Source organism: Lyngbya sp. CCY1209, from assembly GCF_035615495.1.
Taxonomy (GTDB): domain Bacteria; phylum Cyanobacteriota; class Cyanobacteriia; order Cyanobacteriales; family Microcoleaceae; genus Limnospira.
Map to the genome: position 1 here is coordinate 1 of NZ_JAJENU010000448.1, position 11869 is coordinate 11869.

13 protein-coding genes are annotated in these 11869 nt (G+C 53.9%); 9 read left to right on the forward strand and 4 right to left on the reverse strand.

The window, feature by feature from the left end; translation table 11 throughout:
- Together LKE08_RS14005 and LKE08_RS14010 are read left to right on the forward strand one after the other, a co-directional pair.
- A partial coding sequence (locus LKE08_RS14005) for an HNH endonuclease (protein WP_375341430.1) occupies window positions 1-127 on the forward strand: 127 nt, incomplete at its 5' end.
- Between the two features lie 129 nt (window positions 128-256).
- The gene (locus LKE08_RS14010) at window positions 257-1135 is read left to right on the forward strand and encodes a segregation/condensation protein A (RefSeq protein WP_324704854.1); all 879 of its coding nucleotides are present in this window, start codon (window positions 257-259) and stop codon (window positions 1133-1135) included.
- A 328-nt stretch (window positions 1136-1463) separates the two neighbouring features.
- Here the strand turns inward: LKE08_RS14010 and LKE08_RS14015 are convergent, their stop codons facing one another.
- Together LKE08_RS14015 and LKE08_RS14020 are read right to left on the reverse strand one after the other, a co-directional pair.
- Window positions 1464-3998 (reverse strand): CHASE2 domain-containing protein, encoded by a 2535-nt coding sequence (locus LKE08_RS14015; protein WP_324704855.1) that lies wholly within the window; start codon window positions 3996-3998, stop codon window positions 1464-1466.
- A gap of 103 nt (window positions 3999-4101) precedes the next feature.
- Window positions 4102-4269, reverse strand: coding sequence for a hypothetical protein (locus LKE08_RS14020; protein WP_324704856.1), 168 nt, complete (start codon window positions 4267-4269; stop codon window positions 4102-4104).
- Window positions 4270-4407: 138 nt separating this feature from the next.
- Here LKE08_RS14020 and dapB point away from each other — a divergent pair, with 138 nt between their 5' ends.
- The 4 genes from dapB (at window position 4408) to LKE08_RS14040 (ending at window position 7789) form a co-directional block, all read left to right on the forward strand.
- On the forward strand, window positions 4408-5235 hold the full coding sequence (gene dapB, locus LKE08_RS14025) for a 4-hydroxy-tetrahydrodipicolinate reductase (protein ID WP_324704857.1): 828 nt from the start codon (window positions 4408-4410) through the stop codon (window positions 5233-5235).
- A gap of 266 nt (window positions 5236-5501) precedes the next feature.
- Complete coding sequence (locus LKE08_RS14030) at window positions 5502-6170, forward strand: phosphate ABC transporter permease (protein WP_324704858.1); 669 nt, start codon at window positions 5502-5504, stop codon at window positions 6168-6170.
- A 48-nt stretch (window positions 6171-6218) separates the two neighbouring features.
- The gene (locus tag LKE08_RS14035) at window positions 6219-7319 is read left to right on the forward strand and encodes a DUF262 domain-containing protein (protein ID WP_324704859.1); all 1101 of its coding nucleotides are present in this window, start codon (window positions 6219-6221) and stop codon (window positions 7317-7319) included.
- Window positions 7316-7789, forward strand: a complete 474-nt coding sequence (locus LKE08_RS14040) for a HEPN domain-containing protein (RefSeq protein WP_324704860.1) — start codon at window positions 7316-7318, stop codon at window positions 7787-7789. Before LKE08_RS14035 ends, LKE08_RS14040 begins: the two co-directional genes overlap by 4 nt.
- 133 nt (window positions 7790-7922) lie before the next feature.
- On the opposite strand, the gene LKE08_RS14045 is transcribed toward LKE08_RS14040, so the two are convergent.
- Window positions 7923-8552 carry a precorrin-8X methylmutase gene (locus tag LKE08_RS14045; protein WP_324704861.1) on the reverse strand — a complete coding sequence of 210 codons (630 nt, stop codon included), beginning with the start codon at window positions 8550-8552 and terminating at the stop codon, window positions 7923-7925.
- Between the two features lie 635 nt (window positions 8553-9187).
- On the opposite strand from LKE08_RS14045, the gene LKE08_RS14050 reads away from it, so the two are divergent.
- On the forward strand, window positions 9188-9571 hold the full coding sequence (locus LKE08_RS14050) for a hypothetical protein (protein WP_324704862.1): 384 nt from the start codon (window positions 9188-9190) through the stop codon (window positions 9569-9571).
- Here the strand turns inward: LKE08_RS14050 and LKE08_RS14055 are convergent.
- Entirely contained in the window at window positions 9540-9956 is a 417-nt protein-coding gene (locus LKE08_RS14055) for a hypothetical protein (protein ID WP_324704863.1), read from the reverse strand. The two genes, LKE08_RS14050 and LKE08_RS14055, sit on opposite strands and share 32 nt — an antisense overlap.
- Before the next feature lie 331 nt (window positions 9957-10287).
- On the opposite strand from LKE08_RS14055, the gene LKE08_RS14060 reads away from it, so the two are divergent.
- Window positions 10288-10899, forward strand: a complete 612-nt coding sequence (locus LKE08_RS14060) for an alpha/beta fold hydrolase (protein ID WP_324704864.1) — start codon at window positions 10288-10290, stop codon at window positions 10897-10899.
- A 39-nt stretch (window positions 10900-10938) separates the two neighbouring features.
- Window positions 10939-11739, forward strand: a complete 801-nt coding sequence (locus LKE08_RS14065; RefSeq protein ID WP_324704865.1) for a TIGR00297 family protein — start codon at window positions 10939-10941, stop codon at window positions 11737-11739.
- Window positions 11740-11869 lie beyond the last annotated feature (130 nt).

Below are 11869 nucleotides of genomic sequence, written 5' to 3' on the forward strand. Positions count from 1 at the left end.
AAAGGATGATTACAAGAACCTCCAACTGCTGCACCGCCACTGTCACGATGCCAAGACTGCCATAGATGGTAGCCTAAACAAGAGTCGTACTCATAACAACGAGACGGCTGAACTAGGAGCCGTGTGAGGTGAAAGTCTCACGCACGGTTCTGAATGGGAGGGGGAGAAGGCGACTTCTCTCTCGACCCCTAATCCAATTGTGATATGCTTCCGGCACGGCGGGGCGATCGCAGCCCCAGCACGACAGGAGACTGACATGACTGCCGACAAACCCAAAGATGCCTTAGCCAGTCTGGCGGAAGGAATCGCACTTCTCATCGATCTCGCCAAACGGGGCGAAATCGACCCCTGGGACGTGCGGGTGATCGACGTGATCGATCGCTACCTCAGCCAACTCACCCCCGGAACCCATCCGCGAGCATCGGGCAATCAGTTCGCGGAGCTCTCCCAGTCGGGGCAAGCCTTCCTGTACGCCTCCATGTTGGTGCTGCTGAAAGCCGACAGCTTGATGGCGGAAGAATCCGCCGACGAAGAGGGGATGGCCGAAGAAATGGAGTTTTTCGACGGGGAAGATGGCGAAGGGGGGTTATTGCGTCCCCAACATCTCGAACGCCAGTTGCGCCGCCGCGCCGTCGCCAAGGTCCCCCAAAAGCGACAGGTGACGCTGCAAGAGCTCATCGAACAATTGCAACTGATGGCGACGACGATCGCCCAGCGCCAGAGTCGCCCCCGCCCCCGCCGCAGTACGACTCGGAATAAAAGCCAAACCGCAAAGGCGATCGCGGAACTCGCCCACCAAGAAAACCTGGTGGAAATGGCCGGACAATTGGACGAACTTCTCCGGGCTCAAGGGTTAGATCCCGAGGGAGATTGGCTGGATCTCGAACAGTTGTTGGTGTTGTGGTCGAATCTCGCCACACCCAAACAATTGCCGCCCCCTTCACCGCCGGAGGAAGCGGAGGACACACCCCACAACCCCCACCCCAAGCACGATCGCGTTGGGGTTTTCTGGGCGTTGCTGTTGCTTTCTGCCCAGTCGAAGGTGGAATTATCTCAGGAGGAATTCTACCAAGATATCAAGGTGCGGACGCTCCCAGTCCCGCAAAAAGCTGAGTTGAATACAGCCCGGAAATGATGCAAAAATTGTCCCCGAAAAAAATTGGCGAATAGGGGTTGACATGGGGCGGCGATTTCGGGTAGACTATTGACACAATGCTTCACAATGGGAGTGGTCGCAATATTTTTATTTTTGCCACTATTCCCATTATTTAAAATAATACCGGAAGTCAAGAAGAAAATCAACCCAATCCCACAAAAAAATCGAAATTTTAACATTTTTTAATTTTTAAAAAAACAAATAGGGCGCAAGCCAGGGGCCCCTACAATCTAAAATTTCCGACACCTGACAATTGTGGTTAATTATCAGAATCTGATTTGAAGTCCCCACACCCCACACCCCAATTTCACCATTTCGGATCGGACTCAAAAAACTCCGTCGCCGCGTCGGCGGGGATAGGCCGTTGGAAATAGTAACCCTGGACGTATTTGCAGCCGAGCGATCGCAACTGTTTCAACTGCCGTTCCGTCTCCACCCCCTCGGCGATCGCGTCCAAATTCAAGGCCCGGGACAACATCAAAATCGTCCGCACGATCGCCAAATTATCCCCCTCCGAATTCTCCTCCATGCGGCCGATAAACGAGCGGTCGATCTTGAGGACATCCACCGGAAATCGGGGCAGATAACCCAACGACGAAAAACCCGTGCCGAAATCGTCGATACTCAACTTGACATCCAATTCTTTCAACTGATGCAACAGGGCGATCGTCATCTCCACATCGTCCATAATCACACTTTCCGTCACCTCCAACCGCAACCGCTCCGGAGCGATCGCCGTACTCCTGATAATCTCGCGAATTTCCGACACCAAATCCGGGTGCATAAACTGTCTCGCCGACAAATTCACCCCGACGATAATCGGGTATTTAGACTCGAACCGATCCTGCCAGATCGCGATTTGACGGCAGGCCTCCTGGAGCGCCCAGCGGCCGATGGGAATGATCAACCCCGTCTCCTTCGCCACCTTCAAAAACCGGTCCGGCGTCACCAAACCCTGGCGGGGATGCCGCCACCGCACCAGCGCCTCGAAGCCGACAATTTGTCCCATTTCCAGGGAAATAACGGGCTGATAATACATCACGAATTCTTGGCGACTCACCGCCAGACGCAGGTCGGTTTCCAACTGCAACCGCTCCAACCCGCCCACCTGCATAGTGCGCTCGAACACCTGATAGCGGATATTTTTCAGCGACTTCGCCCGCTGCATCGCCGTGTTGCTGTTGCGGAGCAAATCCTCCGAGCGAGTTTCCGCCGTATCCGCCAGGGCGATGCCGATACTGACCGTTTTAAAAACATCATGGCCGTCGAGGATAAACGGAGAAACGAGAGCCTGTTGGATGCGTTCGGCGACGGCGGTGGCATTTTCGACCGATTGCAGGTGCTCCAACAAGATGGCAAACTCGTCCCCCCCGAGGCGGGCGATGATATCCCCCATGCGGACGCAGGTTTTCAGCCGCCCCACCAGTTGCAGCAGGAGTTGATCGCCGGCCAGATTGCCCAAACTGTCGTTGATGAGGCGGAACCCATCCACATTCAAAAACAGCACCCCGCAGGTGACGCGATTTCGCTTCGATCGCGCGATCGCCTGTTCGGTGCGATCGAGAAACAGGGCGCGGTTGGGCAGTCCCGTCAGGGGATCGTGGAGGACATTGTGAATTTGCTTGTAGGCGACCACCCCCGTCCCGGCCACCAACAGCGCCAAAACCGGCGACGCCAGGGGAATCCAGCCGTTGAGGAGAAACAACCCGAAACTCGTCCCCCAGATGACCGCCAATCCCAAAATCAAAGCCAACCCCTGCAAAGCCGGGTGGCGGATGCGCCAAGCCGCAAAGCCGCCCAAAATGCCCCAAAAGCCGACCCAGAGGATTTCGGTCCACTCCGGCCAAAACCAGAATAAATTCGAGGGTCGCGCCGAGTCCATTTCCGGCCCGAGAATCTGGCTGACCATGTTGGCGTGGATCAAAACCCCGGGCATTTTCGGGTTTTCCGCCTGGGTGACGCTGTAGGGGGTGAAAAATGCATCCTTGATACTCGGCGCCGTCGCCCCGATCAGCACAATTTTGTCCGTCACCAATGCCGGATCGACGGCATCAGCCAAAACTTCCGCGAGGGTGACGGTGGGGGCGGCTTCGGCGGCGCGGTAGTTGAGCAAAATCTGATAGCCGCGATCGTCGATGGTGGCATATCCCCCGTCGCGGGAGTTCAAGGGGACGAACACCCGGTTTTCCAACGCCATATAATTGGGATTTTCGGCGCTATTTTTGGGTTCGATGCCGCGATCGCCCAGGTATAACAACGCCAGCCGCAGTGCCAGGGAAAAATAGGTCCCGTCCGCCTCCGCGAACAGCAGTTGACGGCGGACCACCCCATCCGGGTCGAGGAGTAAATCGTTGAAGCCGATTTGCGCCGGGGGAAGTTGGGGCGGTGGGGGAATGCTGGGATTTTCTGGATTGCCAATTTTGGTGATGGCGACCAGGTTGGGCGCCCGAAACTGTTCCGCCAATTCCTCACTTCCCGATCCGACAGGCAGATCGCGATACAGATCCAGACCGATCGCCGCGGGTTGATGCCGTTGCAGGTTCGCCAACATCTCGGCCAGGAGGGCGTCGGGGAGGGGCCACTGTTCCTGGGCGCCGATATCCGCCTCCGTGATGGCGACGACCAAGAGGCGATCGTCGGGTTCGGCTTCGGGTCGCAGGCGGACCCGCCAATCGAACAGCCTCAATTCCAGGGGCTGCAACCCCCCGAGTTGCTTGACTCCGACCAAACCGGCGATCGCGACGAGACTGATCATCAACCACAGCGGGGGAGCGATCCGAACGATGGCGAGTCGCCACTTGGACAACCATAAAACAGCAGATTCAGAGTTTTGAGCAGGCATGAAGTCAGTATATAGCGCGGCGCGCAGGGAATAGGGAATAGGGAATAGGGAATAGGGAATAGGGAATAGGGAATAGGGAGTCGGGCAATGAAATCACCAAGAATCAGGGTTTCAAGGTTTGTCCCTCCAAGGAAACTCTCAACAGACGAGCGCCCACTGCTATAAAATTCAAACGTCCGAATTTGAGACGAATTCCCCTCGGCTGGCTCAATTTCGGAATGGGAGATGAATCGGCGATCGCGATACCGTTGTTTTGAGGTTTGGCCGTCATCGAAGATAGCGGCGCTCGACCTCCTATTGTATTCTAGGCCGATGGAGTAGCTTCCTCGGTCACAACGTGCTTTCATAGTTGGAAGAGTCTGTCGGGATGTCGGAGATCCCGAAATTGCGGTCAGGAGGTTTTACAGAAATGGCAGGTCAAGGTCCGATTCCGGTGATCGTCAACGGTGCGGGGGGCAAGATGGGGCGGGAGGTGGTCAAGGCCGTCGCCGCCGCTGACGATATGATTCTGTTGGGGGCGATCGATCGCAACCCCGCCTGTCTCAACCAAGATGCGGGGACGGTGGCGGGTATCGAACCCCTGGAAATCCCGATCACCGACGATCGCGAGGGGATGCTGGCGATGGCCGCCCAGGAGAAGCAGCCCGGGGTGATGGTGGACTTTACCCACCCGGATTCCGTCTATGATAATATCCGCGCCGCGATCGCCTATGGTATCCGCCCCGTGGTGGGCACCACCGGCTTGAGTGACGCCCAAATTCAAGATCTGGCAGAATTTGCCGATAAGGCCAGCATGGGCTGTCTGCTGATTCCTAATTTTTGCATCGGCGTGGTGCTGATGCAACAGGCTGCGATCGCGGCTTCCCAGTATTTCGACCACGTTGAAATTATCGAACTCCACCACAACCAAAAGGCCGACGCCCCCAGTGGCACGGCGGTCAAAACCGCCCAAATGCTGGCCGAGTTGGGCAAAACCTACAACCGGCCAGAAGTGGAAGAAACCGAAAAATTATCCGGCGCCCGAGGCGCGACGGGAGCCGAACAGATCCGCATCCACAGCGTCCGCCTCCCCGGCCTGATCGCCCACCAAGAGGTGATTTTCGGTGCCCCCGGCCAACTCTACACCCTTCGCCACGACACGAGCGATCGCGCCTGCTATATGCCCGGAGTCCTGCTGGCGATCCGCAAAGTCCTCCCGCTCAAAACCCTGGTTTATGGGCTAGAAAAGATTTTGTAGAGGAGGGTGTAGGGTTTAGGGTGTGGGGTGTGGGGGAGGCAGAGGGGGCAGAGGAGGCGGAGGAGGCAAGTTTATATTCGATCTAGTTTTCTCACCGTACAAATTCCCCAATCATCTTCAGATGATTTTTGCTATTAGCTTGGGAATTAATTCCCAAGCGGTGCAGATGTTCCACCCGTTTCTGAGCTCCCTCCGCTCCCTCCGCTCCCTCCGCTTCCCCCACACCCCACCGAGCACACCCCACCGAGCACACCCCAATACAAAATATGCTGATTCCGTTAACCCGTCAGACCTTTGAAGAGTTAGTTCCGGCTGTCGCGACGAGCGATCAGTACCAGCACTGCTGGGGGAAGCCCTCGCAACTGCTGAGGCGGCTGTTGATTTCGGCCGTGGGAACCTTGGTTTTGGCCGTGCTGGAGTTGGCAACTCACGCCCAAATTCTGTTGATTCCCCTGGTCATGTTCGCCCTGTACTGGTTGTGGGGGCCTATCTTTGAAGCGAGTCTCAAAAATCGGCAGTTTCGCCAGTATCCGCACTGCGGATTTTGGCAGGGGAAAGTTTTGGATTATTACATCTCCGAAGCGGTGACGAACGAACAGGAATCGGTGAACGATCGCGGCGAGTTAATTTTAATCGAAAGTCTCGAACGCCGCATCAATGTGGAAGTGGGAGATAAGACGGGATTTACAATGAAAATTCAAGCCCCTTTGAACCGCACCCACAAGCGACTGCACCGGGGCCAGGTGGCGGTGATGTTGGTGACATCTTACATGGAAGACCTCAGCACCATCAACGAGACATCGGACATCTACATTCCCAGCCAGAATATTTGGGTGGGGGAATATCCCTATTTGCGGCGGGATGCGTTTATGGAGTTGACCCGCCAAATGCGATCGCGCTACGGCCGCACGAAACCGCGATCGCGCCGTTATTGAATTATACTATTAATGTCCCATAGGTCGCACTCAACCACCATAAATGCCATGTCAGACATTCAAGAAACTTTATATAATGAGTCGGAAGAGAGCGAAGAAGAGATTCTTCCCTTCAAGTATTCGATCACAAGTTACGGTGCTGATTATCCGGTTGATAGTTTGGTCAAGCGCATGAGAAACGGGAGCATATATGTGCCGAATTTTCAACGCGGATATGTCTGGAAGCCTCCAGAAGCATCTCGTTTTATCGAGTCTTTATTGTTGGGTCTACCAGTGCCGGGAATTTTCTTGGCTAAAGAACAAGATACCCAAAAACTGATCGTGATTGATGGACAACAAAGATTGCGAACGATTCAATATTTTTATGATGAAGTTTTTGGAAGTTTACCCGAAGATTATCCAAAATCTAGAAAATTCTCGTTAACCAAAGTTATTGATGACTTTAAAGGACTAACTTACAGTACATTATCCGAGGAAGATCGGCGCCGGCTAGATGATTCAATAATACCTGCCACGATCGTCAAGCAAGATGATCCGTCGGATGATAATAGCAGTATCTACCATATTTTTGAAAGGCTTAATACTGGCGGAGTTAAATTACAGCCTCAAGAAATTAGAGCCTGTATTTATCATGGAGAGTTGAATGATTTGTTGGCAGAGCTCAATCTTAATCAAGCTTGGAGAAGTATATATGGATCGAGCATCCCTGATAATAGAATGAAAGATCAGGAACTCATTTTGCGATTTCTGGCTCTCTATTTTGAAGGGGAAAATTATCAAAAACCGATGAAAGGTTTTTTAAATAATTTTATGGGTTCAAATCGTCATTTTAATCAACAAAATAAAATGGAAATTACACATATTTTTGTTGATACAATTGAAACGGCTCATAAAATATTGGGTCGGCAAGCATTCAAGCCTAAAAAACAAATTAATGCGGCTGTCTTTGATTCCATGATGGTGGGTTTGGCACGTCGGCTCAAACAAGGTATCATTGAGAATGAAGAATCACTCCAAGCTAATTATCAAGATCTTCTCAACAGTCCCAAGTTTTTAGAAGTGACTGTAAACACTTCCCGTACCACAGAAAAATCCATCGTGCAAAGTCGTCTCGAACAAGCCATCAAGTCTTTCAAAGACATACAATGAAAAACATAGAAGTTGTGCGTTACAAGCAGCAGCTTGATGACTTGTTTGACAAGATATCTAAACTTCCAGAAGATGCCGAAATGCAGTCCCATTGGGCTAGATACTTATGTATTCAGGTATCCGGTTTTCTGGAGGTTTCCGTCCGTTCCATATATAGCAAATATGCCCAAAGTCAAGCATCGCCTTTCGTGGCGAACTACGTTGAAAAGCAACTGTCAGGTTTTCAAAATCCTAAAATGGAAAAAATTTTGGATATTGCTAAATCTTTCAACCCCAAATGGTCGGAGCGGCTATCTCAAGTCGTCCAAGGTGAGATCAAAGAATCAATTGATAGTATTGTTGCCAATCGAAATAACATTGCTCATGGCAGGAATGTTGGCATCACTTATACAAGAATCAAAGGCTACTATCAAAATGCCGTCAAACTGATCGATTTGCTGGAGAAACAGTGTGAAGGTCAATCGATTTAGGATCGGGTTCGGAAATCAGATGAAAAAGGCGATCGACTCTAGCCTTTAAGGGTGACAAAAGCGAGAGAATTGACCCCAAAACGTCTGTGGGATTTGGGGTCGGGGGAAATCAATGATCAATTATCAATTCTCCCTAACTCCCCGTTCCCTCCTGGCGCCCGTAGGCCTGCCAAGCCAAGTCTACCAGACCGTTGACGATCGCCACGGCGACCACCGCAGAGCCCTTGCGTCCGTCGATGCGGATGTGGGAAACCATCGAATCGTTCAGCCTGGATTTAGCCACGTCCGCCCCCACGAACCCGGACGGCGTGGCGATAACCAGGGCAGGTTTGATTTCTTCGGCTTCGATCAAATCCACCAATCCGGATAGGGCCGTCTGTTCCTGGCCAATGACGAAAATGCCCTCGGGATAGCGTCTCGCCAAAGTTTGGATGCCCCAGGCGGTCTGGGTTTTCTCCTTTTGGGGCCGGGTGACGGTATCGAGGGAACAGTAGACGGGGTTGGCGAAGGTCGCCAAAATTTGCGGGGTGATCCCGACCTGCACCATCGGCACGTCCACGACAATCGTGGTGCGGGCGGCGAGGGCGGCGGCCCCGGCTTGCAGGGCTTGGTCCGAAAAACGCACGAGGGATTTGTATTCAAAATCTGCCGTGGTGTAAATCACGCGCCGGACAATTTCGTACTCTGCCGGAGAAAAGACGTGAGTCCCGATTTCGCGATCGATGATGCCCAAACTCTGGGCATCGGTAATATGCCATTCCATCCTAACTCGCCGCTGTCCTTAGTGTCCTGTACTGCATGGGGTCGGAGCGATCTTGACAATGGCTCCAGCCTGCAATCTGCCAGGTATCTTACCAAATATTTGGGGTCTCAAACCCGGCCCGTTTCGGGCTACCCTCCTCTCGCTCCGGCTTTGACGCCCGGAGCGGGGGGATTGACCCCCAAATTTGGCGTCGCCATCGCAACCAAACGTTCAAAAATCTTGTACCATAAAGAACTACAGGCAAATTGGCAGATCGGCCTCGAAACGGTCGGCGACGGGTTGGGTGGGATTCAAACCAAAAAAAATCCACCAGCTTGCGGCTGATGGATAACTCACCTATTCGTAGCATCTCAATTCTAACTGTATCAGTTCCAGACCAATTTGGCATCACCTGACCGGGTGATATTAATTTTCGGGAGGCGATCGCGCCGTGGGGATCGCCCTGAAACGGTTGATTTGAAAGGGTTTCGAGCCAATTCACCACGATGAAAGCCCAGACGGCTGAACTTTTCCATCTTTTGATTCAGACGGGCGGTACAAGTCCTGAACTTATTGCCATTGACGATCGCCGTCCGATTGCGGATGCTAGGTAATAGCAAAACTGTCCCCCATCCACCTCCAGGAGAACAGATTCGATGGCACTCACCTATTTGTCTCATCTCCGACCGACCGACATTCCAGGTCGGCGAGTCGGACGAAAAAACGTCCCCACCCACTTTCCGACCGTCGCGGAACTCCGAGAACTCGTCGGTTGCAAAGCCGGGGACGCGATCGCACAGATGAGGACGTGGGGTTACAAGCAAGTCACCCTCAACGTCCCCCAAAATTGCCTGTCCGTGATGACGGAACGCGGGCGTCTCAAATTCCGATTTCTGCCCCAGGATGCGATCGTCAACCGCATCGAGTGGGAGAATCCTCTGGAAAACCACCTTCTGGGAACAGAAGCCAGTCCGACACTCGGACCGGCCCCAGTGCCACCCCCCTCGGTCAGCGCGAAACCTGGCGGGCCATATCCTTAAACATATTCATGCTCGGGCCAGGGCGCCGGCGGGAGGGCGTCGCCTTGGGCAGCAAGTAGTCCGTGGCGAAGGTCATCCCCGCCGGAGTCGGGCTCAGGCCTTGATTGAGGGGCGGGGGTTCCGGTGCGGGTTTGGATGGCACGGCCGCAGGTGCGGCCGGGGCTTTCTCAGCCTGCGGCGCTTTTTTGGCTGTTTTCTTGGTTTTCTTTTCAGCCTTGGGGGCTTCAACCTTTGAAGCCTCGGGGGCTTTAACCTTTTCCGCTTTGGGAGCTTCGGGCTTGGGTTCGGCTTTTGGCGGCGCCGAACCGTTTCCCTTCGCTTCATCAAGCTCTAAATAATAGTCAGATTTTTTATTAAGTCCGAACAGTTTACCGATACCCAGCATTAAACGTACTCCGTTCAGTTTTTGGCAGATTGACAAGATCGAGCAGGACAGGCCCAAGACTTACATTAGAATCTCGTGCAAGGTTTGTCCACATTTATTTACAAAAGTTCACATCAATTCGCGATCCTGAGATTCGATCGGGGCGATCCGGGGTGAAATCTGAGTGGGTCTTTACACTTATGGAGTGAGTCTTTACAAACGCTCAGAATTCCGGCCGGACGATCGCCCCGCAATCCGAAGCCGGTCCGAGGGGCGTCATAATGGCAAAAATAAAATGGGAAAATTCCCCTATTCTTGAACCGTCAACCCCTCGATATCAGTTGCGATCGCGATGAACCCGACTCAAACCCGCAATCCGGTTTTACTCATCCACGGTATTTTCGATACCGCCGGCATTTTCCGGCTCATGTCCGCCTACCTGAGAGGACGGGGTTGGGACATCCACAGCTTCAACCTGCGCCCCAACTACGGACTGGCGGGACTCGATCGGCTGGCGGGACAAATTTCCCACTACGTTGACAAAACCTTCCCGCCGGAACAACCCTTCGATCTGATCGGATTCAGCATGGGGGGAATCGTCAGCCGCTACTACGTCCAGCGCCTCGGGGGACTCGATCGCGTACAACGGCTGATCACTATTTCCGCCCCCCACTATGGAACCTGGCTGGCCTACTTCTATCCCACCTTGGGGGCCTTCCAGATGCGCCCCTACTGCCCCTTTCTCTGCGATTTGAACCGAGATATCGAAACCCTCGACCAAATCAACTTTACCTCGATCTGGACGCCCTTCGACGCCATGATCCTGCCGGCCAGCAGTTCCCGCGTCCCCGTCGGCGACGAAATTCTCCTCGATGTCCTGCTGCACGCCTGGATGGTGCGGGATTCCCGGTGTATCAAGGCGGTGGAGAAAGCGTTGATGGCACCGGTAACAATTAATAATTAATAATTAACAATTAACAATTAATAATTAGTGGGGGAGATTATGTATTTGACCGAATCGATGGTGTGGAGTCCTTGGGTGGGGGCGATCGCGCTCAATACGGTGCTGTTGGCGATCGTGGCCTTGCTGCCCAAGAAATTGCTCACCCCCGCCGGCATCGTCCACGCCTGGATTTTGGGGGTGTTGGTGTGGGGGAGTTTGGGGTGGCCCGGATATGCGGTAGTCGCCTTCTACTTCGTCGTCGGGTCGGGGGTGACGCGCATCGGCATGGCGGAAAAGGAGGCGGCAGGGATCGCCGAGAAGCGGTCTGGTGCCCGGGGTCCGGAAAATGTCTGGGGATCGGCCCTGACCGGGGCGCTGTGCGGGGCGGGGGTGTTGGCGGTGCGGGGATGGATTCCCGATGCGGAGGTCGCGCCGATCGCCATTTCCCTGCTGATGTTGGGGTACGTCGCCAGTTTCAGCACCAAACTGTCCGATACCTGCGCCTCGGAGGTGGGGAAAGCCTACGGGAAACATACGTTTCTGATCACCACCCTGCAGCCAGTTCCCCGGGGGACGGAGGGGGCCATCAGCCTGGAGGGGACGATCGCCGGATTTTTGGCTTCGATCGCCATCGCCCTGGTGGGGTGGGGAGTCGGTTTGGTCGATGGTATCGGGATTCTCTGGTGCGCGATCGCGGCCTTCGTCGCCACCAACATCGAAAGCCTCATCGGCGCCACCCTGCAATCCCGGTGGGACTGGCTCACCAACGAAGTGGTCAATTTTCTCAATACCTTCATTGGGGCGATCGCGGCGATCTTGCTGGCGCTGGCTTGGCGGGTCGGGCGCCCCTGGATCTTGTAAAACTCTCCGATAATTTCCGGCATCTCGGGAGGTCAAATGCTCCGGGATTGTGGTTTAATTAGAGCAGGAGTCCGCACTCCATCAACCGTTCCCTATTCCCGCCGGGGTGAATTGGGAAATATTTGTTAAA